We start from the raw sequence: 21,374 nt of genomic DNA, 5'->3' as shown, positions 1-21,374 counted from the left end.
ATGTATAATAATGGCAGACACCTTGACATAAGAATAGTGAAGTAAATATATGTCATTAATCCGATCTAAGAATACTATTTTTTTAAAAAGGAGAAACAATAACATGGCAAAGAAAGGCTCACTCTCAAACAATCAACTCCTTCTTACAGAATGCATTGAACAAGAATTCAAAGAGTCTTCAGGATTTGCCAGTATTGATTTATTTTTTGAACATTTTGCTATTTCCGAATTGCTGAAAAATTACGGATTGACAGATGATGAAGTCGATGGAGGTATCGTTGGTGGCGGGGGCGATGGCGGTTGTGATGGCTTTTATCTATTCCTCAATGAAGAATTAATTTTACCGGATCAAATTGAAAATTTGTCAGCTCCAAGAGGCTCTACACTTACGTTATGCATTGCCCAAACTAAAAATGAATATCGCTTCAAAGAAGATGCCATAATGAAATGGAAAACAATCTCTGAGAATCTAATGAATATGTCATCGTCATTAACTGATTTCTCAAAGCGTTACAATGAGCAAATAATCGATTCTTTTAAAATGTTCAGAGATGTTATTACTAAGCTAATAAGAAACCCGATAAAACTACGAATCCAATATTATTATGTCACTTTGGGCACTGATGTTCATCCAAATGTAGTACAACAAGCTGATGAATTAAAAGCAATTGCTAAGCGTTGTTATCCTTCAGCAATCGTAGATGTTTCATTTATTGGCGCAGATGCATTAATGGATATGTACACAACAGATACCGAAATACGAACTGAGTTAGAACTTGCTTATCAACCGATTTCATTAAGTAAAAAAGAATACGTTGTGCTTGTAAATCTAGGAACATATTATAAATTTATTACGGATAATTCTAATAATTTAAGGAAAAGCTTTTTTGAAGCTAACGTCAGGGATTATCAGGGAAAGAATAGTGTAAATAGTTCTATAGCTGATACTTTAGAACATTGTATCACAGAAGATTTTTGGTGGTTTAATAATGGTGTCACCATTTTGGCTTCAGAAATAACGCTTATGACAACAACATCACTCCAATTAGTCAATCCTGAAATTGTTAATGGATTACAAACATCAAGGGAAATATATAATTATTTCTATGATAATCCCGCCAAATTAGAAGAAGAAAAACGCCATCTTCTGGTGCGAATTATTATGCCAGAAAGTGAGGAATCTCGCGATAATATCATTTTTGCGACAAATAACCAAACCAATATTCCCAAGTCTTCCCTACGTGTCACAGATCCTATTCATCTGCAAATTGAGATGTATTTTAAGAGTCGTGGACTATATTATGACAGACGAAAAAATTATTATAAAAATCAAAAGAAAAAAGCAAATGATATAATAGGCGTTTCTTTCCTAGCTCAATGTCTTATAAGCCTTATCCTTAGGAAGCCTGATTTTGCAAGAGCAAGGCCATCCACATTATTAACAGATGAAGACACTTATAAGATGTTATATGAAGACAATCATGATCTAGAAGTGTTTTATAAAGCTGCAAAAATAGGACAGATGGTCAGAAGTAATCTAAGGCTGTGTGCAGATCTCACTTCCCCAGAAAAAAACGATATATTATTTTATTTGATATATTCTGTTGTGGCTAAAAGATTAGGAAAAAAAAGCATCACCTTTGAAGATATTAAATCATTTGATATTAATACTTTATCAACAGAAGAAATCGATGAGATGAGAGATCTTATCTATACAAAATACAAAGAGCTTGGTGGCAACGGGCAAGTAGTAAAAGATAATACGTTTGTTGGTATTGTCGATTCACTTATTGGAATCTAATTTCGCTGTAGTTGTCGTATTTGATTCTTTTTGAAAAAAGAAAACCCTGCAGGTTCTTCTACAGGATTTTTAGTGCCGAAGGCGGGACTTGAACCCGCACGCTTTTGAGGGCAACGGATTTTGAATCCGCGGCGTCTGCCATTCCGCCACTTCGGCATCGAAGGGATTATAGCATAATCCCTAAGGCGATGCAATGAAAAGGTATGGCTCAGCGCGGGTTGTACTCAACCGTCTCCTGGTATGCCTTGTAGGTGGTGTTGAACAGGACTTCCCGCCTCAGCTCCCGGTCTCCCTGGTACCAGACTTTCCAGGTGGTCACCTCATAACCCTGCCGGCCGGTTATTGTCTTTTTGCTCTCACCCGGTGCCAGGCTGGTATTGACCACATAATTGGTGCCTTCCGGCTGGGGAATTGTCCGGATCAGGTCGCTTTCCAGGTCGATCTTGACTCCAGGCCCGAGGCTCATGCCGTAGATGTTGACCGTGATCTTGCGGTTGCTGTATCCAGCCACAATGAAGATCGGCTGGTTGGTATTGTTTTTGAACTTGAAGTCCAGACCAGGCCAGTTAACCGTAGCGTCAAAGCCTTTCTCAATATAATGCGAAGGCCAGGCATGGGCATGCCGCTCAACAATTTCCAGGTCCGCCCGGGCCACTGCGTTGAACAGAGTGGAACTGGTCTGGCAGACACCTCCGCCCACCTCATCCTTGCTCTGTCCACCGGAGATTGCCGGTGCTTCCTTGTATCCCTTGGCCGCGGTCCGCTCTCCCGTCGCGCCGTTAAAGGAGAAAGTCTCTCCCGGCTGCACGGTGATCCCGCTGATCGCCTCCGCGCTCAGCTTGATATTGGTGTTCCGGTTGTTATCCTTTGTTGTCTGGGTCGTGTAGGCCGAGATCAGACCGAAGCTGTTCATCAGCTCCGCCTTGGTGATGTCCGCCGTGATCTTTTCAGGAACAACCCGTACTTCTTTCCGGGTTTCGCCGCTGTCCAGGACCTCTGTCAGCTGCCTGTACAGGTCATCCGGATCAATTTTGGCACCCGGTCTGTCATCGGTAAACGTAAAGGCTTTTGTTTCGAAATTGAAAGACTGCACCATGCTGTTAACCGGTTCCCGGTTGACATAGTTCACAATTCCGTCCGTCAGGGCCCGCAGCGCCTCATGGTCATAATCCTGCTTGGTCACAAAGGTCACCGGGTAAGACCGCAGGTTCGAAACCTGGTCGATCCTCTCCTGGAAAGGCGTCACCGCTCCACCCGCAAGACCGGCGGTATTGGTCCTGCCCGTTGCCCAGGCGCGCTGCACCATCTCTTCCGTGTTCCGGGAAACAGGCACCCTTTCCGTGTTGACATGCCAGCTCTCATTGCCGACCGAAACGGTGATATCGAAAGCCCTGGAGTCTTCCCCGTTCAGACGCGCAATAGCTGCCGCGGCTTCCTCGCAGGTCATTCCGCCCACATGCTGGTCATCGATATAGATGCCGGGGTAGATCCGGCCGGTATAAAGCTCCTTGCGGCATTTGTCGAAATTCTCCTGCCGCTGGGTATCCAGGCTGATCAGGTTCCCGTTTACAAAAGCGATATTCGGAAGGAAGTGATAGCGGATACCGGTCAGCTGCGGGATCACCGTGATCCCGATGAACGCCAGCAGGAGCAGACAGGTTACGATCACCGCCGCCCATGCGCCGCGGTTTTGATCTTTCCGTTTGTATTTCGGCCTGGAAGTACGTATCGGAGCCGGAGATTCAAAACGGTCAAAATCGTCAAAAAGGGATGAAGGCGCACCCAGCCCGTCATCCTTTTCGTTGGAGGCAAAATAACGCCGTTTCCTGGCTTCCTCCTCGACCTGGCGGTCATACTCGTCCCGGGCCCTGAGACCTTTGTCCCTTCCCAGTGGCTGTTTTCCCGGCAGGGAGGGTGAGATCAGGTCGTCATCCCCCTCATACAGGTCATACCGTTTCAGTTTCGCCATTTTTCTCAGTCCTGTTAATCCGTGTCAGTTCTTGTTTCCGTTATTGTTTTCTGTCCGGTGGTTACGGACCGGCCCCCGCAGCATATCCCCGCAGCGGCTGTCCGGCAGTTCCATCCGGATGGTTTCGCCGGCGACACCCAGCGTCTCCAGGGTTTCCCCGGTCTTTTCCCGCACAAAGGGCTTTGCCTGGATCTTCCGGACTCCGGAAGCAGTCATCAGCTCCAGCTCATCCCCGGCGAAAAACCGGTTCTTCAGCATCAGGCGGGCGGTTCCGTCCTCTCCCGCGTCTTCCACAACCCGGGCGATATATTCCCGGTCCTGCCAGAACCCCTCGGCTTCCCCGGGCGTTTCCGGATTACCCAGCAGGAAGCCTGTATCGCTCAACCGGTGGCTGGCGCAGCGCAGTTCTTCCATCAGTGCGGGAAGCTTTTCCGTGAAGCATTCCCGACCCTGTGCCAGCAGGTCCAGGGCCTGCCGGTAAGCGCCCGTCACCACGGCCACATAGTATTCCGTTTTCATCCGGCCTTCGATCTTCAGGCTGGAAACACCCGCTTCGCAAAGATCCGGCAGCAGCGGCATCAGGCAAAGATCCCGGGCGGAAAACAGGTAGGTTCCCCGTTCATCCTCCGCCACCGGCAGGTATTCTCCCGGTCGTTTTTCTTCCATCACCGCGTACTGCCAGCGGCAGGGTTGGGCACATTCGCCCCGGTTTCCGCTGCGTCCTGTCAGGTAGGCTGAAAGCATGCACCGGCCCGAGTAGGCCATGCAGCTGGCTCCATGCACAAAGGTTTCAATCTGAATGCTGTCCCCAATGGCTTCATGCAGGCCGCGGATCCGGTCCAGGCTCATTTCCCGCGCCAGGATCACCCGCTCACAGCCCAGATCCCTGTACAGCTCCACAGCCGGTACATTCACTGTATTCGCCTGTGTGCTGACATGAACCGGAAGCTGCGGTACCTTTTTACGCAGCGTGACGATTGCGCCGGGATCCGCCACGATGGCTGCATCCACACCAATCTTCGCGGCAAGGCCGGCCGCCTCCGCAAATCCGTCCAGCTCATCGTCGAACGGATAACTGTTCATGGTCACGTAAAACTTTTTTCCGGCACTGTGGACAAGCGTTACCGCTTCCTTCAGCTCATCCGGATCATAGTTTCCCGCAAAAGCCCGCAGGCCGTATTTCTTCATTCCCCCGTAAACAGCATCCGCGCCGAAATGCAGTGCCGCGCGAAGGGAATCCATGCTGCCCGCCGGGGCAAGCAGTTCAGGGATCCTCATCAGTGGATCCCCCTGTCTTCATCATACTTCTTCCAGTACGGTGCGTAGCTTTCCACTGCCCGCTTGTGCTGGTCCAGCGTCTTGGAGAAATACAGTTCGCCGCTCTCCGGCTCCTTGGCGCAGAAGAACAGGTACTTTTCATTCACCATGCTTTCATCCGGATACAGCGCCGCGCGGACCGCCGCCGCGGACGGGTTGCAGACCGGTCCCAGGGGCAGCCCGGTCACCTGATAGGTGTTGTAGGGGCTGTTCACAGTCAGGTCGCTGTCCGCCAGGGCCATCTTCCGCACCCCGGTGATATAGTGGATCGTAACGTCGCTTTCCAGCTTCATACCTGCCTTCAGGCGGTTGTGGAACACGGCGCTGACCTTTGCGAAATCGCTTTCCTTGGCTTCCTTCTCGATCATGCTGGCCAGGGTCAGCACCTGGTCCATGGACATGCCGAGTTCTTCGGCCCGTGCCTGGTTTTCCTCCGTAAACACGGCTTCCGTCTGGCTCAGCAGCTTTTTGATGATCTCTTCTTCTGTCGCCGTCACATAGACTTCATAGGTGTTCGGGGACAGATAACCTTCCAGCACATACTTGCGCTTTTCGGGCTGTCCGGAAGTCAGCACATCTTCGATATAATAGTAATCCTTGAACGCCTTCCCGTCCTTACAGGCAGCAAGGAAGGCATCCGAACTTTCCAGCACGCCGTTGCGTACCAGTTTCGCTGCAAATTCTTCCACGGTTTCGCCGGGGATCAGCGTGATATTCCGGACGATCGGATTGCCGTCGCCGGTCGTCAGCAGGTCCGCGATCTCCGTCATGGTCATATCTTTTTTCAGCGAATAGGATCCGACCTGGATCTTCTGGCTCATGCCGGCGAAATCGCAGTAGTATTTGAATACGCTCTTGCTCCGGATCAGTCCCGCGTTTTCCAGGTTGGTCGCAACCTTGTTCAGGCTGTCCCCGCTGTTGATATCAAAGGAGTATTCCTGCGTATCCTCCAGATCCACAGGCGCAAGAAAACTGCCGTATACTTTATTCCATACGGTCATTCCAATCCCGATCACCAGCACGAGCACCGTCAGGCCTACCAGGATAGGGCGGAGAATGTGCCACAGTCCGCTGTACCAGTATAGGCCGTATTCACGCTCGTTCCGCTCTTCGCGGTAAGAATAATCCTCTTCGTTTCTCAATGCTCAGCCCTCAATCCCGGGAAAATTGATCTCCAGGTTCGCCGCCTCGGTGACGATCCTGAAAATATCCGCCAGCATCTGTTGCAGCCGCATCTCAGAAAGCAGGAAGCTGCTGACTTCCGGTTTGGAGAAGAGCAGGTTTGAGATACCGGAAAAACGCTGCACATCCTCTTCACCGGCCGCGTTTCCGCTCATGGCGGACATCTGGATGGTCATCTGCAGTTTCCGGTATTCCCGGATCAGCGCGGCGGTCGTTTCCTCGGCCATCACGGACTCCTTCAGTTCGTGATAGGTCTTATATTCTTCGCTGTCGCGGATATCCTGCGCCAGCCGGTAGGTCGATGAATAATCCATTCTCTTCCTCCTGTATAATTAAACGGTCAGAAGGCCGTCATGCTTCCTTCTGACCGTTATTATATCCATTTTCTGCCGAATACGCAAACAAATCAACCGTTCCGGGCGGTTTACACGTCCAGGATGATCGGCAGGATCATCGGGTTCCGCTTGATCTTGTCGAAGATGAAGCGGTGCACCTCATCCTTGATGGTATTCTTCAGTTCAGGCCAGTTGTCGCCGTCCAGGCTGTTCTTCGAAAGGATCTCCCGGACCAGCTCCTGGGTGTTATCGATAATATCTTCGTTTTCCTTGACGTAGATAAAGCCGCGGGAAACGATATCCGGACCGGAAACCAGCTTCTGCTCGTCCCGGTCGATGGCCAGCACAACGATCAGCAGGCCGTCCTGGCTCAGGTGTTTCCGGTCACGCAGCACAACGTTTCCGACGTCGCCGACGCCCAGGCCGTCCACCAGCACGCCGCCCACCGGCACCTGCTCGCCCAGGGCAAGCACGTCCTGATTCATCTCGATCACCTGGCCTAGTTCCGGAATGACGATGTTCTGGCTCGGCACGCCCATGGCTTCCGCCAGTACGGCATGCTGCCACATCATGCGGTATTCACCGTGAACCGGGATGAAGTACTTCGGCCGGATCAGCGCGTGCAGCAGCTTGATCTCTTCCTGGCAGGCGTGGCCGGAAACATGAACCTCGGCCATCCTGCTGTAGATCACCTGCGCGCCCAGCCGGTACAGCTGGTTGATCACGCGGGAGATGAATTTCTCGTTGCCGGGGATCGGGGTGGAAGAAATGATAACCATGTCGCTCTGGCGGATCTGCAGTTTCCTGTGCTCCGCGTAAGCCATACGGGTCAGGCCCGCCATGGGTTCGCCCTGGCTGCCTGTGGTCATCACCAGCACTTCGTTGTCCGGATAATCATCCAGCACGTCCATATCGATCAGCCAGCCTTCAGGGATCCTCAGTTCCCCGATGCTCATGGCCACGCGGCTGACGTTCACCATACTGCGGCCGATGAAGCAGACGCGGCGTCCGTAGCGGATCGCGTTGTCAATGATCATCTGCATACGGTGGATGTTGCTGGCGAACATGGCCACGATCACGCGGCCGCCCGCCTGGGCAAACAGATTGTCAAAGGTTTCGCCGACCTTCAGCTCACTCATGGTGTAGCCGGGGCGTTCCACGTTGGTGGATTCGCACAGGAAGGCCAGCACACCCTGCTCGCCGTATTTCGCAAAGGTCTGCAGGTCTGTGATCTGTCCGTCAATGGGGGTGTAGTCCACCTTGAAGTCACCGCTGCAGATTACCGTGCCCGCAGGACAGGTGATCGCGATGGCGCACGCGCCGGCGATGGAGTGGCTCACGTGGATAAACTGGCAGGTGAACTGGCCCAGCTGGACCACATCCCTGGGCTGCACCACATGCATCGGAATGCCTTCAACCCGGTATTCCTTCAGCTTCAGGTCCACCAGCGCCAGTGTCAGCTTGGTACCGTAGATATGCGAAGGCGCCTGCTTTAAAATATAAGGCGTGGCACCGATATGGTCTTCATGGCCATGGGTAAACAGGTAACCGCGGATATGATCCCGTTTCCCCATCAGGTAGGTGATATCCGGAATCACAAGGTCCACTCCCAGCATGTCCTCCTTCGGGAACACACTGCCGCAGTCCACGACGATGATGTCATCTTCATATTCAAAAACGTACATGTTTTTGCCGATTTCATCCACACCGCCGAGAGAGACGATCCGAAGCCGGCTGGCTTCCTTCTCCTTACTCTTCGCGCTCACAGTGAACCTCCTTTCGTACGTACAAATATTCAATAATTTCAGAAAACACGATGGGCATAAACGTATCCCTGTGCCTTCATGGTTCGCTGTATGAAGCTCGCACTTTGCAGTATTATAACACATATTTTCAAAAAGCGCTACCCCTTGCCACACAAAGTTTTCAGGGCACAAAGCCCCTGTCCTTAACGGCAAAAAACCAGTCAATACCGACATTTCCGGCTTCGTGTCATTTTTCGTACAAGGAGCTTTCATTCACAATCTGTACGAACAAGTTATAAAAATACAAACAAAAAACGGGCTGTCCTTTCGGACAGCCCGTATCAAAGTCTTTGATTAGGCGTACAGGGGATAGTTGGCCATCATGGCCTCGACCTGCTTCTTGATTTCCGGAACGGCAGCTTCGCCCTCACGCAGCACTTTGGCAATCCAGCTGGCGACCTTCGCGAATTCCGCTTCCTTCAGTCCCCTGGAGGTGGCAGCCGGCGTACCCACGCGGATACCGCTGGTCACGAAGGGGCTGCGGGTTTCATTGGGAACGGTGTTCTTGTTCACGGTAATGTTGGCCGCTTCCAGCAGGTTTTCCATCTGCTTGCCGGTCATTTCCGTTCCGGTGAAGTCCAGCAGGAGCAGGTGATTGTCCGTTCCGCCGGATACCATGCGGACGCCTTCCTCGCGGAAAGTCTTTTCCATGGCCTTGGCGTTCAGGATGATCTGATGCTGGTAGGTGCGGAAGTCATCCTTCAGGGCTTCGCCGAAGCACACAGCCTTACCGGCGATCACGTGTTCCAGCGGGCCGCCCTGGGTTCCGGGGAAGATGGCCTTGTCGATTGCCTTGGCATACTGTTCCCGGCACAGGATCATACCGCCGCGGGGACCGCGAAGGGTCTTATGGGTGGTGGTCGTCACAAAATCAGCAAAGGGGACGGGGCTGGGATGCTCACCGGCAGCCACCAGACCGGCGATGTGGGCCATGTCCACCATCAGCAGGGCACCGACTTCGTCCGCGATCTCACGCAGCTTCGGGAAGTCAATCACCCGGGGATAGGCGGAAGCACCGGCAACGATCATCTTCGGCTTGCATTCCAGGGCAATGCGGCGGACCTCATCATAGTCGATCATTTCCGTCTCGGAGGAAACACCGTAAGGAACAAAGTTAAAATAGGAACCGGACATATTCACAGGGCTTCCGTGGGTCAGGTGACCGCCGTTGGAAAGTCCCATGCCCATTACAGTATCACCGGGCTTCAGCATGGCAAAGTAAACCGCCATGTTGGCCTGGGCACCGCTGTGGGGCTGGACGTTGGCGTGTTCCGCGCCAAAGAGCTTGCAGGCCCTGGTCCGTGCCAGGTCCTCAATAATGTCCACGCACTCGCATCCGCCGTAATAGCGTTTACCCGGATAACCTTCAGCGTATTTGTTTGTCAGGCAGGTGCCCATAGCCGCCATAACCGCGGGAGAAACAAAGTTCTCGCTTGCGATCAGCTCCACATGGGTCCGCTGACGTTCCAGTTCAAGTCCAATAGCTTCGGCCACCTCAGGATCAGCCTGACGGATCAGTTCCAGTTCCATTGCAAATCACCCTTCCCTCTCGAATTGCACCAAGCCAGTATAGCATATTTCCATACACTCTCAAGGCCCGGAACAGAAAAAAAACCGCCTGCGCTCAGACCGGGCAGCCCCGCAGCACATCCTCGCAAGCGCTTACTGCTGCTTCCGTCAGGACCTGACAGGGTTCACACCGGAGGATCGCACAGGACCCAATCCTCATCGCGCAAACGGCAATGGATAGTATACCGTTTTCTTCCATGAAAAGCAAGAGCCCGGGGCTTTTTCCCCATGCTCTTTTTTCTCTCCTGTCCTGTACTGATCGGATTGTATTTTTTTACTCACCGGCCGGATTTTTCCTTGACCGGGAACGGCCCGGAAGCGTAAAATAATTTTATTGTGTTGATCTTTTCGTACAAGGGGGAAAGACGGAAAATGAAGCTCGGTTTTGACCATGACAAATATACCAGGATGCAGTCAGAGCGCATTATGCAGCGCATCGACGAGTTCGGCGGAAAGCTCTATCTGGAGCTTGGCGGCAAGCTGTTTGACGACTTCCACGCCAGCCGTGTCCTTCCCGGTTTCAAGCCGGACAGCAAGGTCCAGATGCTGCTGAAGATGAAGGACAAGGAAGAAATCCTGATCGCGGTCAACGCCAACGATATCGAAACCAGCAAAATCCGCGGGGACCTGGGCATCACCTACGACCTGGACACCCTGCGGCTGATTGACGCCTTCCGGAGCATCGGCCTGTATGTTGGCTCCGTGGTGCTGACCCGCTGGGCCGGGCAGCCCGCCGCCGTCGCCTTTGAACAGCGGCTGAACGCCCAGGGCATCAAAACCTACCGTCACTACCCCATTGAAGGATATCCCACCAATATTGAGCACATCGTCAGCGATGACGGTTTCGGCCGGAACGACTATGTTGAGACCACCCGCCCCCTGGTGCTGGTCACCGCGCCCGGTCCCGGAAGCGGCAAAATGGCCACCTGCCTCAGCCAGCTGTACCAGGAAAACCGCCGCGGCATCAAAGCCGGCTATGCCAAGTTTGAAACCTTCCCCATCTGGAACCTGCCGCTCAAGCATCCGGTGAACGTAGCCTATGAAGCCGCCACCGCAGACCTGAGCGACGTGAACATGATTGACCCCTTCCACCTGGAAGCCTACGGTCAGACGACCGTCAACTATAACCGGGACATCGAAATCTTCCCGGTGCTGAACGCGCTGTTCGAGCATGTGTGGGGCAAGTCCCCCTACAAGAGCCCGACCGACATGGGCGTGAACATGGTGGGCTACTGCATCACCGATGACGATGCCTGCCGTGAGGCTGCCGAGAAGGAAATCATCCGCCGGTACTACACCGCCCGCTGCTCCTTCCTGCAGGGCCACGCCGCCAAGGAGGAAGCCGAAAAGATCCTGCTGCTCATGAAGCAGCTGAACCTGAACGAAGCGGAACTCCGTCCCGTGATGGCCGCCGCCCGTGCCAAGGCGGAAGCCACCGGTCATCCGGCCCTGGCGATTGAGCTGCCCAACGGCGAGATCGTCACCGGCAAGACCACGGATCTGCTCGGGCCTTCCGCCGCGGTCATCCTGAACGCGCTGAAAAAGCTTGCCCGGATCCCGAAGAAGGCCCACCTGATCTCTCCCGAGGTTATTGAGCCCGTACAGGATCTGAAGTGCAAATACCTGGGCAACCACAACCCGCGCCTGCACTCCGATGAGGTGCTCGTTGCCCTGTCCGTTTCCGCCGCCACCAACTACAACGCAGCCCGGGCCCTGAGCAAGCTTCCGAAGCTGAAGAACTGTGAAGCCCATTCCACAGTCATCCTCCCCGCGGTGGACGACAACACCTTCCGCCGCCTGGGCGTCACGCTGACCTGTGATCCAGGGTATCAGAGCCATAAGCTGTATCACAAGTAATATTTGTGATACAGCAATGAACAATTAACAATGAATAATGAACAATGATATAGTGTCTTCCCCATCGCTCAATGCGGAAGTTGACACGAGGGACGGGGTTAATGTCATGCGAAGTTTGACCTTAACCCCGTCCCTCTGTCATCTTCCCGTTTCCAACACCTCAACTCCCTAAAAAGCCAAACGCTCCGCCCTGCCTGCTGTCACATTCCCGCTCTCCGCTGCCTCAGCAGCAAAAGAAAACCCCCGCCTTTCCCGAGACCTGAGGGAAAAGCGAGGGGTTTTGTTCCGGTAAACTTATTTCATTTCTTTGATCGCCGGAATGTTCTTCAGGGATCTCCACAGGAGCAGACCCAGCAATCCGCAGGAGAGCACTTCTCCGGCGCCGACAGTCAGCACCAGGAACCACCAGGCGTCCGGCACAGCATACACCTTGATCAGGATGATCGGAACGATCGCCATGTTGCTGAGTACCGGGGGAATCCAGGCCAGCAGGGGCTTATTCTTCAGCAGGCGGGTTCCGACCGCGCCGATCAGCGTGGCCACGCTGCCGAATACCACGTCCCACACGGCCAGGCCGGTCAGCAGGTTCGCCAGCAGGCAGCCGATTGTCAGGCCGGGCACCGCCGCAACGGTGAATACCGGCAGGATCGTCAGTGCTTCGGAAAAGCGGACCTGGATTGCTCCGCTTGCCAGGTTGAACTGGGCTGCAAGCACCGTCAGCACCACATAGATGGCGGCAATCATACCGCCGGTTACCAGCTGCTTTGTTTTGATGTTATTCATTTCAGTTTACCATCCTTTAGTTTTGTTTTAGGTGAGGAAGGTCTCGAACTCACCGCGCGTAACGCGCCTGCGCATTATACCGCATGATGGTTTAGAAATCAAGGGATAGAAGCAGGCCTGAGGAATCATCCTCAGGCCAACTATTAATTGTTCATTGTTCATTGTTCATTACTTTCGGACTCTCTGAGTCCGAAACCGATCATCCCGCCCATGGAGCGGAGATCCGGCTGGCCCTGGATGACCGGTTGCCCGTTAAAGAACATGCAGGCCGTTCCGCCGCCGTCCAGGTTCAGTGCTTCCACACAGCCGTATTCCAGCAGTTTGTCCGCCAGCCAGCTCAGGCGCACACCGGCATATTTCTCCTTCGGCCGGCCGTGCACCACGATAGCAATATAATGGTAAGGTTCCACCATGCCCAATCCGGTCAGGGGCTCCATCTGCTCATAGTAGCCGCAGCCTTCCACGGCTTCTTTCTCGTTGATCTTTCCCTCGCTGATCAGCCAGGGACCGAAAGCGAAGGTATGGATGGCGCCTTTATCCAGGTATTCCTGGGCGGTCATGGCATTGGAGACATAGGTCTTCATGCTGCCGTCCCCGTAAACAGCCAGGACATCCAGACACGGGCGGTGACGGCCGTACCGGCTTTCAGGGGCCTTTGTCTTTTCCCAGCGGATTTCTCCGTTCCGGATGATAACACCGGGCAGGCGGGATCCGGTCTTCTCCATGATCCCCTTCTGCCGGGAACCGTAGAAATCATCAGACATGGCAAAAACACAGGGATGCTTTTCCACCAGGAGCTTCGGACTGACCTGATTGACGCCCTCGGGCAGCCTGCCCTTGGGTGCGGACAGGATTGCCTGCATGGGAGAAGCCTCCGATGCCCAGATCTCCGCCACGCAGTATTCCCGCATCTTCTTCTTATTATATTGTTCCCGCACCCGGGTGATCTTCACCGACAGGTCTTTGGACGCGTACTGCCAGATCCCGTTTTCCGGATCCTCCAGGATATATTCTTCCCCCGGATTGTCCCCGGTCAGGAAACCCTTCTCGTCAAAATGCCATTCTCCGTCAGTTTCCTCCGCAAAGGACAAACCCGGCAGAAGGATCAGCAGTGCCAGGAGAAAAGCGGTTAACCGTTTCATCATGCTCATTCCATTCGCGTCATTTCAGTCCGAACGCAATCATACTTCCCAGGTTGCGGAGCTTTTTCGCTTCCATGTTGCCATGGAGGATCACCTTGTTGTTGAACGCCAGGGCCACCGTATCGCCGCCGTCCAGGTTCAGGGCTTCGGTGCAGCCGTATTCCTTCATCTTCTCAGCCAGCCAGGTGAGCTTGTATCCCTGGTATTTGCTGGTGGGCCGTCCCGCGGTCACGATCAGGATATAGTGATAAGGTTCCACCATACCCAACGCCACCCGGGGTTCAGAATAGTTGTTGATCTTTTCCAGGTTCGGGTGTACTTCTCCCCCGGACAGGAGCCACGGGCCGAAGGCAAACACATGCACAGCACCCTGCTCCAGGTATTCCTCGGCAGTCTGCGCGTCGCAGTCAAAGGTCTTCATACTGCCGTCCTGATATACCGCCATGGTATCCAGGTTGGGCCAGCTTCTTTTTTTCTGGCTGTTCCGGGTCTTTGTCGCGATCACCTGGCCGTTGCGTATCACAACACCGTGATAGTCATACTTCGTTTTGCCCTTGCCCACCGGAATGATCCGCAGGCCGTACATGTCATCCGAGACCGCCAGCACAGAAGGATGCTTATCGATCAGGTCCTGCACATAGCGCTGTTCCGTGCCCGGATAAGCCACGCCCTTGAGCTTCAGGCTTTCCTTGGGATCAGACTGGATAGCCCCCAGCGGGGATTCCGGGGAGGCCCAGATCTCCGCCACGCAGTATTCCTGTTTCTTTTTCTTCTTTGTCTGTTCCCGGTAACGGGTCACCTTCACGGACAGATCCTTCGAAGCATACTGCCAGACGCCTTTTTCCTCGTCCTCCAGCAGATATTCATCCCCGGGATTCTCCCCGACCAGGAAGCCTTTCGCGTTAAAATGCCAGCCGTCCTTTTCAGTCACGGCCTCATTTTCGCTGTCTTCGTTTTCAGAAAGAACAGCTTCTTCCTCAACGACTTCCTCCACTTCCACATCGTCCTCCGCCAGGGTAAATCCGGGCAGCAGGAGCACCATGATCAGCAGCAGGGCAGTCAGTCGTTTGACTATCTTCATCATCATTATTTCTTCTTTCGGATATAGTACTTTCTCAGGATGGCCGCGTTCAGCTTCGCGGGCAGCAGTTTATGCACATACACAGCCAGGTGCTGATCAGGACTCGCGATCCGTTTCCGGAAGGGAATCCGTTTCCTGTCCAGCGTCCGGGCAATCTTGCGGCCCAGTGCGTCCGGATCAGAGCCGTTGTGCTCGTCATGGGCGATCACTGCCACCGAGCTTTCATACGCCTCGGCGTACGGTGAATCCGCGGACATGGCAGCAGCATGGGGACGGTATTTATCGCTTCCGCTCCGGTGGTCACCCGGCTCCACCAGCATCACCTGAATGCCGAAGGGCTTCACTTCCATGGAAAGGCATTCCGCGTATCCTTCGATGGCGTGCTTGCTGGCGGTATAGGCACTCTGGAAAGGAATGCCCAGCAGTCCGTTGATGGAGGAGAACAGCACGATCTTGCCGTGGCCCTGCTCCCGCATCAGGGGCAGCACCGCCCGGTTCACCCGGACCATTCCCAGATAGTTGGTGTCGATCACCCGGCGGAATTCTTCCGTGCCAGTCTCCTCGCAGGAGCCCAGCACCAGCATTCCGGCGCACTGTACCAGGGCATCCGGCATGGCGATCGCTTTTGCCTTTTCGCAGAAGTTCCGGATGCTTTCCTCATCGGTCACATCCAGCTTCAACCGGTAGATCCCTTCCGTTTCCCCGTCCTCAAAGCTCCGGGCTCCGGCGATCACACGCCAGCCGTCCTTCTGCAGCTGCGCAGCGGTATGCAGTCCCAGTCCGCTGGAAGCGCCGGTTACCCAGACCGTTTTCTGTGTGCTCACGCCTTCCAACCTCCGCTCTTCCCGTTCAGTCAATAAAAATCAACATCCTGATTATTTTAATATACCCGTTTCCTTTTCGCAAGTAGGCCCGCAGAGCAGCCCGGAGTATATCATTGTTCATTATTCATTGTTAATTGTTCATTTGCCAAACAAAAAGAAAGCTCCCGGTCGGGAGCTTTCTCTTGTTTGGCATTACTTGTTCATCGCTTCCTGCACAGCAACGGCCACAGCAACGGTCATACCGACCATGGGGTTGTTGCCGGCGCCCAGGAATCCCATCATTTCCACGTGAGCGGGAACGGAGGAGGAACCGGCGAACTGAGCGTCAGAGTGCATACGGCCCATGGTATCGGTCATGCCGTAGGAGGCAGGGCCGGCAGCCATGTTGTCGGGATGCAGGGTACGGCCGGTGCCGCCGCCGGAAGCCACAGAGAAGTACTTCTTGCCGGCTTCCCAGCGTTCCTTCTTGTAGGTGCCCGCAACGGGATGCTGGAAACGGGTGGGGTTGGTGGAGTTACCGGTGATGGAGATGTCAGCGCCTTCATGCCACATGATGGCAACGCCTTCACGAACATCGTCCGCGCCGTAGCAGTTAACCTTGGCGCGGTCGCCGGTGGAGTAAGCGGTCTTCTTGACAACGGTCAGCGCGTGATCTTCCTTCACGTCAGCAGACAGATAGTCATACTTGGTCTGCACATAGGTGAAGCCGTTGATCCGGGAAATGATCATGGCGGCGTCCTTGCCCAGGCCGTTCAGGATAACCCGGAGGGGCTTTTTACGAACCTTGTTGGCGTTCAGGGCGATTTTGATGGCACCCTCAGCGGCAGCGAAGGATTCGTGGCCGGCCAGGAAAGCGAAGCATTCGGTTTCCTCGTCCAGCAGCATCGCGCCCAGGTTGCCGTGGCCGATACCGACCTGGCGCTGGTCCGCAACAGAACCGGGAATGCAGAAGGCCTGCAGCGCGGTGCCGATCCACTTGGCGGCTTCCGCGGCGTTCTTGGCGCCTTCCTTGATGGCGATGGCAGCGCCCAGTTCATAAGCCCACTTCACGTTCTCGAAGCAGATGGGCTGGGTGCTTTCCACGATAGAGTAGGCATCCACACCCTTACCGTTGGTGAAAGCCTTTACTTCGTCAAAGTTTTTGAATCCGTATTTGTCCAGGACAGGCTGCAGCTGAGGCATGCGGCCTTCATAGTTCTCGAATAAAGCCATTTGTCTCACCCTCCCCTTATTCCTTACGCGGGTCAATCCACTTGACCGCGCCGTCTTCAGCCTTGAACCGGCCATAGGTGCCCAGGTTCTTCTCGTACGCTTCGTTGGGGGACATGCCCTTCTTGATAGCGTCCATCATCTTGCCCAGGCTCAGGAACTGGTAGCCGCAGACCTGATCGTCCTTGTCCAGTGCCATCTTGACCACATAGCCTTCGGTCATTTCCAGGTAACGGGTGCCCTTTTCACGGGTGCCGTACATGGTACCAACCATGGAACGCAGGCCCTTGCCCAGGTCTTCCAGGCCGGCGCCGATGCGCAGACCGTCATCGGAGAAGGCGCTCTGGGTGCGGCCGTACACGATCTGCAGGAACAGTTCCCGCATGGCGGTGTTGATAGCGTCGCAGACCAGGTCGGTGTTCAGGGCTTCCAGGATGGTTTTGCCGGGCAGGATCTCACTGGCCATAGCGGCGGAATGGGTCATGCCGGAGCAGCCGATGGTCTCCACCAGCGCTTCCTCGATGACGCCGTTCTTCACGTTCAGGCTCAGTTTGCAGGTGCCCTGCTGGGGAGCGCACCAGCCAATGCCGTGCGTATAACCGGAGATATCTTTGATCTCCTTGGCCTGAATCCATTTTCCCTCTTCGGGAATCGGCGCGGGGCCATGATTCGGACCCTTCGCAACACAGACCATTTCTTCCACTTCTTTGGTGTATTGCATGTGAATCGGTTCCTCCTGTCTCAGGTTGTTGATTATTGTGTTAGTAACCAATTAAGTATATCACAGACAGCCCTTGCTATTCAACTGTAAATCACAATTCAGGATTCAATATTTATAATTATTTCAAGGCTTTCAGCGTTTTAGCCTGTATTCCTGATGTTCAGAATTGACTCTTTTGTGATCATCATAAGAAATCGGCCCGGAGAACCCTTCTCCAGGCCGGTACTTTTTCATTGTTCATTAGACGATCTGATTCAAGATCAGATTGCTTTCATGATTTCTTTCAGTGCCTTAAACGCTTTCGCGGCGCTGTTCCGCACGTTTTTGTCGAAGTCCGCGCCGGTACCGTCAAAGGCGTCGCTGATGCACTTGATGGACAGGCACTTCACGCCGCTGCGTTCACATACCCGGGCAATGCCCGCCAGTTCCATCTCGCAGATCCCGCAGCCGGACGCCCGCAGGCGAATCTTCTCGTTCCGGTCTTCCACAAACTTGTCCGCGCTGGCCACAGCGATCTTCCGGATCCCGGGGAATTTCTCCTCCACCAGGTTCACCAGGCCGGCATCCAGGGGGATGAATTCATCGGGATATTCGGAATACTGACCCACCTTTGCGGTGCCGCCGAAGGCGGTGATGTCAAAATCATAGTGCCAGGCTTTTTCCGCCACGAACAGGTCCTCCACCTTCAGGTCCTCCAGCAGCGCGCCGGTGACGCCGAAGTTCAGGATCAGTTCACAGCCGTACTTCACGATCAGCAGCATGGTCGCGGACGAGGCATCGATCTCCCCGCAGCCGGAGCATACCGCAAAGATCTCATGGCCTTCCATGCGGGTTTTGTAGATAGTCCGTCCGGCCACAACCTCTTCCGTCAGGTCTTCCCCGCTCTGCAGGAAGGCTTCCAGTTCACGGGTAACGGCGATCAATAATCCAATCTTCATTGCTGTTTTCCCCTCCGGTTTTCGTTTTGAAAAAAAGGACTGTCCGCAGACAGTCCTTTTATAATGCAAATCTTACTTCTGCATTGCGGCGATCTCAGCGGCCAGGTCATCCTTCCGCTTTTCGATGCCTTCACCGCGCTCGAAGCGGCTGAACTTCACAACATCCAGTTCAGCGCCGGCAGCCTTGGCGATCTCGCCCATCAGACCCTTGATATTCTTATCGGGATCCTTGACGAAGGGCTGCTCGAGCAGGCACACTTCCTTGTAGTACTTCTCGATACGGCCTTCGACCATGCGGTCGACGATCTTCTCGGGCTTACCCTCGTTCAGAGCCTGGGCGCGAAGGATTTCCTTTTCCTTCTCCAGCTTCTCAACGTCCACTTCTTCACGGCGGACAGCTTCGGGCTTGGCAGCGGCGATCTGCAGGGCCAGGTCATGAGCGAAGGTCTTCACGTCTTCGCTGGCGCGGCCGGCAGCATCAGCAGCAACTTCGACCATAACGCCGACTTTGCCGCCCAGGTGAATGTAGGTGGAAACCACACCGGTGGTCTCGTAGCGGCTGAAGCGGCGAACAGAGATCTTCTCACCGATCGCGACAGTCGCGTCGCTGACCAGGTCGGAAATAGTCTTGCTGCTGTCGTCCACGAAGGCCTGAGCCATCAGGGCGTCAACATCAGCGGGGTTGGCCAGGGCAACCTGCTTGGCAACCTTGTTGGCGAAACCGATGAAGTTATCGGTCTTGGCAACGAAGTCGGTCTCGCAGTTCACTTCGACGATCGCGCCGATGGAGCTGTCTTCGTTGGTGTACTGGGCAACCACGCCTTCAGCGGCGATACGGCTGGCCTTCTTGGCAGCCTGGCTCAGTCCCTTTTCACGCAGCCATTCAATGGCCTTGTCCATATCTCCGTCGCTCTCGACCAGAGCCTTTTTGCAATCCATCATGCCGGCGCTGGTGCGCTCGCGCAGCTCTTTAACCATAGCGGAAGTAATTGCTGCCATTTTGATCAATCCTCTCTAATATACTTATTCTATTGTTTGGATTAAGCTTCGGTAGCTTCCTCAGCGGCCTTTTCTTCGGCTTCGGCGGGAACTTCTTCAGCTTCCGCTTCATTCTGCTCGCCCTGCTTGCCTTCCAGCACAGCATCAGCCAGCTTGCCGGCGATCAGCTTGACAGCGCGGATAGCGTCGTCGTTGCCGGGGATGACGTAGTCGATCTCGTCGGGATCGCAGTTGGTATCAACAATACCCACGATCGGGATGCCCAGGATGCGGTCTTCGGTCACGGCGATGTGCTCTTTGCGGGGGTCCACAACGAACAGGGCGCCGGGCAGCTTCTTCATGTCGCGGATACCGCCCAGGTTGGTTTCCAGCTTTTCCCGCTCGTGGATCAGCTTGATAACTTCCTTCTTGGGCAGCACATCGAACTGGCCGTTCTGTTCCATCTTGTCGATCTGGTTCAGACGCTCGATCCGGGTGCGGATGGTCTTGAAGTTGGTCAGCATGCCGCCCAGCCAGCGGTTGTTGACGTAGAACATGTTGCAGCGCTTGGCTTCGGATTCAATGGATTCCTGAGCCTGCTTTTTGGTGCCGACGAACAGGATGCTCTTGCCTTCCATCGCGATGTCGCGGACGAAAGCGTAAGCTTCATCAACCTTGCGGACGGTTTTCTGCAGGTCGATGATGTAGATGCCGTTACGTTCGGTGAAGATGTACTGCGCCATCTTCGGGTTCCACCGGCGGGTCTGATGACCGAAGTGTACGCCGGCTTCCAGGAGCTGTTTCATGGAAATGACTGCCATTAGGGGTTCCCTCCTTGTTATTTTCCACCCCTTTCCCTTTTGCGACCGGCCACCGCGTTCGCGGCACAAGCGATCACAGGGAAAAGGTGCGTAATCGGATGGATTTTAGCATATATTTCAACCAAAAGCAAGTTTTTTCGTTGATATACAACAGTTTTTTCTTCCTTTACTTTCATCCATCGTAAATGGTATAATCTGTTCAGGCAAAATGCCGGATTTGACAAAAAAATATGGAGGTAAACATTATGAAGTGGGTATGTCCCGTATGCGGATACGTACATGAAGGGCCCGAACCGCCCGAAAAGTGTCCTGTTTGTAAGGTTCCCGGTTCCAAGTTCATCAAGCAGGAAGGCGAAATGACCTGGGCGTCCGAGCATGTGATCGGCGTCGCTAAGGACGTTCCGGAAGAGATCAAGGCCGGCCTGCGCGCCAACTTCGAGGGCGAATGCACCGAAGTCGGCATGTACCTGGCCATGGGCCGCGCAGCTGCCCGGGAAGGCTATCCGGAGATCGCCGAATACTGGAAGACCGCCGCGTTTGAAGAAGCGGAACACGCCGCCAAGTTCGCCGAGCTGCTGGGTGAAGTAGTCTCCCCCAGCACCAAGGAAAACCTCCGCGTCCGCGTGGAAGCCGAAAACGGCGCCACCCAGGGCAAGACCGACCTGGCCAAGAAGGCCAAGGAGCTGGGCCTCGACGCCATCCATGACACCGTGCATGAAATGGCCCGCGACGAAGCCCGCCATGGCAAAGCCTTCAAGGGCCTGCTGGAGAGGTACTTCGGTAAATAAGTTAAACTGCGGTGCGGAATCCCAGGCACACAGCCTGATCCGGGAGGTATAAGTCATCATGGTCGGACAGTTCATGATCATCTTTTTTGCCGTTCTCATCGTACTGGCAGCTATCGGTTTCTGGATGAAGAAAAGAGCGCAGAAAAAGGGAACCTATACTGAAAAAAGCCCGGACAAAGTACTGGAGAACGTCTCTGACTGGGGCGATACCCTGAACCGCGCGCGGTATCAGGGTGAGGACGGCAAGTAAGATC

Annotated in this window: 19 protein-coding genes, 1 tRNA gene and 1 other RNA gene; 4 read left to right on the top strand and 17 right to left on the bottom strand. The window is 54.2% G+C overall.

Features of this window, described 5'->3' with window-relative positions:
• Positions 1 to 103 precede the first annotated feature (103 nt).
• Positions 104 to 1,801 carry an AIPR family protein gene (locus tag JYE50_RS13585; protein WP_084096134.1) on the top strand — a complete coding sequence of 566 codons (1,698 nt, stop codon included), beginning with the start codon at positions 104 to 106 and terminating at the stop codon, positions 1,799 to 1,801.
• Between the two features lie 73 nt (positions 1,802 to 1,874).
• Here JYE50_RS13585 and JYE50_RS13580 read toward each other — a convergent pair.
• From JYE50_RS13580 to ffs, 8 genes are all read right to left on the bottom strand, one after another.
• Positions 1,875 to 1,957 (bottom strand) — tRNA-Leu (locus tag JYE50_RS13580).
• Positions 1,958 to 2,009: 52 nt separating this feature from the next.
• Complete coding sequence (locus JYE50_RS13575) at positions 2,010 to 3,770, bottom strand: VanW family protein (protein WP_084096133.1); 1,761 nt, start codon at positions 3,768 to 3,770, stop codon at positions 2,010 to 2,012.
• Between the two features lie 24 nt (positions 3,771 to 3,794).
• A complete protein-coding gene (locus tag JYE50_RS13570) occupies positions 3,795 to 5,048 on the bottom strand; it encodes a peptidase U32 family protein (protein WP_084096132.1) in 1,254 nt (417 codons plus the stop codon).
• Positions 5,048 to 6,229 carry an endolytic transglycosylase MltG gene (gene mltG, locus JYE50_RS13565; protein WP_084096131.1) on the bottom strand — a complete coding sequence of 394 codons (1,182 nt, stop codon included), beginning with the start codon at positions 6,227 to 6,229 and terminating at the stop codon, positions 5,048 to 5,050. Before mltG ends, JYE50_RS13570 begins: the two co-directional genes overlap by 1 nt.
• Before the next feature lie 3 nt (positions 6,230 to 6,232).
• The gene (locus tag JYE50_RS13560) at positions 6,233 to 6,583 is read right to left on the bottom strand and encodes a YlbF/YmcA family competence regulator (protein ID WP_084096130.1); all 351 of its coding nucleotides are present in this window, start codon (positions 6,581 to 6,583) and stop codon (positions 6,233 to 6,235) included.
• Positions 6,584 to 6,693: 110 nt separating this feature from the next.
• Positions 6,694 to 8,370 carry a ribonuclease J gene (locus JYE50_RS13555; RefSeq protein WP_283399221.1) on the bottom strand — a complete coding sequence of 559 codons (1,677 nt, stop codon included), beginning with the start codon at positions 8,368 to 8,370 and terminating at the stop codon, positions 6,694 to 6,696.
• 333 nt (positions 8,371 to 8,703) lie between these two features.
• A complete protein-coding gene (gene glyA / locus JYE50_RS13550) occupies positions 8,704 to 9,939 on the bottom strand; it encodes a serine hydroxymethyltransferase (RefSeq protein WP_143763631.1) in 1,236 nt (411 codons plus the stop codon).
• Positions 9,940 to 10,000: 61 nt separating this feature from the next.
• Positions 10,001 to 10,194: signal recognition particle sRNA large type (gene ffs, locus JYE50_RS13545), an RNA gene on the bottom strand.
• 156 nt (positions 10,195 to 10,350) lie between these two features.
• Here ffs and JYE50_RS13540 point away from each other — a divergent pair.
• On the top strand, positions 10,351 to 11,835 hold the full coding sequence (locus JYE50_RS13540; RefSeq protein WP_084096128.1) for a DUF1846 domain-containing protein: 1,485 nt from the start codon (positions 10,351 to 10,353) through the stop codon (positions 11,833 to 11,835).
• Positions 11,836 to 12,129: 294 nt separating this feature from the next.
• Here the strand turns inward: JYE50_RS13540 and JYE50_RS13535 are convergent, their stop codons facing one another.
• The 9 genes from JYE50_RS13535 to rpsB form a co-directional block, all read right to left on the bottom strand.
• Positions 12,130 to 12,618: a QueT transporter family protein gene (locus JYE50_RS13535; RefSeq protein WP_084096127.1), complete on the bottom strand. Its 489-nt coding sequence runs from the start codon at positions 12,616 to 12,618 to the stop codon at positions 12,130 to 12,132.
• Between the two features lie 158 nt (positions 12,619 to 12,776).
• Positions 12,777 to 13,763, bottom strand: a complete 987-nt coding sequence (locus JYE50_RS13530) for a phosphodiester glycosidase family protein (protein WP_179138353.1) — start codon at positions 13,761 to 13,763, stop codon at positions 12,777 to 12,779.
• 16 nt (positions 13,764 to 13,779) lie between these two features.
• Entirely contained in the window at positions 13,780 to 14,844 is a 1,065-nt protein-coding gene (locus tag JYE50_RS13525) for a phosphodiester glycosidase family protein (RefSeq protein ID WP_179138352.1), read from the bottom strand.
• A gap of 2 nt (positions 14,845 to 14,846) precedes the next feature.
• Positions 14,847 to 15,665 (bottom strand): SDR family oxidoreductase, encoded by an 819-nt coding sequence (locus JYE50_RS13520; protein ID WP_179138351.1) that lies wholly within the window; start codon positions 15,663 to 15,665, stop codon positions 14,847 to 14,849.
• A 192-nt stretch (positions 15,666 to 15,857) separates the two neighbouring features.
• Positions 15,858 to 16,877, bottom strand: coding sequence for a GGGtGRT protein (locus tag JYE50_RS13515; protein ID WP_084096123.1), 1,020 nt, complete (start codon positions 16,875 to 16,877; stop codon positions 15,858 to 15,860).
• Positions 16,878 to 16,893: 16 nt separating this feature from the next.
• Positions 16,894 to 17,595 (bottom strand): iron-sulfur cluster assembly scaffold protein, encoded by a 702-nt coding sequence (locus tag JYE50_RS13510; RefSeq protein WP_084096122.1) that lies wholly within the window; start codon positions 17,593 to 17,595, stop codon positions 16,894 to 16,896.
• Between the two features lie 260 nt (positions 17,596 to 17,855).
• On the bottom strand, positions 17,856 to 18,533 hold the full coding sequence (gene mtnN / locus JYE50_RS13505; RefSeq protein WP_084096121.1) for a 5'-methylthioadenosine/S-adenosylhomocysteine nucleosidase: 678 nt from the start codon (positions 18,531 to 18,533) through the stop codon (positions 17,856 to 17,858).
• Between the two features lie 72 nt (positions 18,534 to 18,605).
• On the bottom strand, positions 18,606 to 19,532 hold the full coding sequence (gene tsf / locus JYE50_RS13500; protein WP_084096120.1) for a translation elongation factor Ts: 927 nt from the start codon (positions 19,530 to 19,532) through the stop codon (positions 18,606 to 18,608).
• Between the two features lie 41 nt (positions 19,533 to 19,573).
• Positions 19,574 to 20,332 (bottom strand): 30S ribosomal protein S2, encoded by a 759-nt coding sequence (gene rpsB / locus JYE50_RS13495; RefSeq protein ID WP_084096119.1) that lies wholly within the window; start codon positions 20,330 to 20,332, stop codon positions 19,574 to 19,576.
• 242 nt (positions 20,333 to 20,574) lie between these two features.
• Here rpsB and JYE50_RS13490 point away from each other — a divergent pair, with 242 nt between their 5' ends.
• Together JYE50_RS13490 and JYE50_RS13485 are read left to right on the top strand one after the other, a co-directional pair.
• Positions 20,575 to 21,120: an NADH peroxidase gene (locus JYE50_RS13490; RefSeq protein ID WP_084096246.1), complete on the top strand. Its 546-nt coding sequence runs from the start codon at positions 20,575 to 20,577 to the stop codon at positions 21,118 to 21,120.
• Between the two features lie 58 nt (positions 21,121 to 21,178).
• Positions 21,179 to 21,370, top strand: coding sequence for a hypothetical protein (locus tag JYE50_RS13485; RefSeq protein ID WP_084096118.1), 192 nt, complete (start codon positions 21,179 to 21,181; stop codon positions 21,368 to 21,370).
• The last annotated feature ends 4 nt before the right edge of the window (positions 21,371 to 21,374 follow it).

The organism is Aristaeella lactis, assembly GCF_018118585.1.
Lineage (GTDB): Bacteria > Bacillota > Clostridia > Christensenellales > Aristaeellaceae > Aristaeella > Aristaeella lactis.
This window is presented reverse-complemented; position numbering and strand designations above follow the sequence as displayed.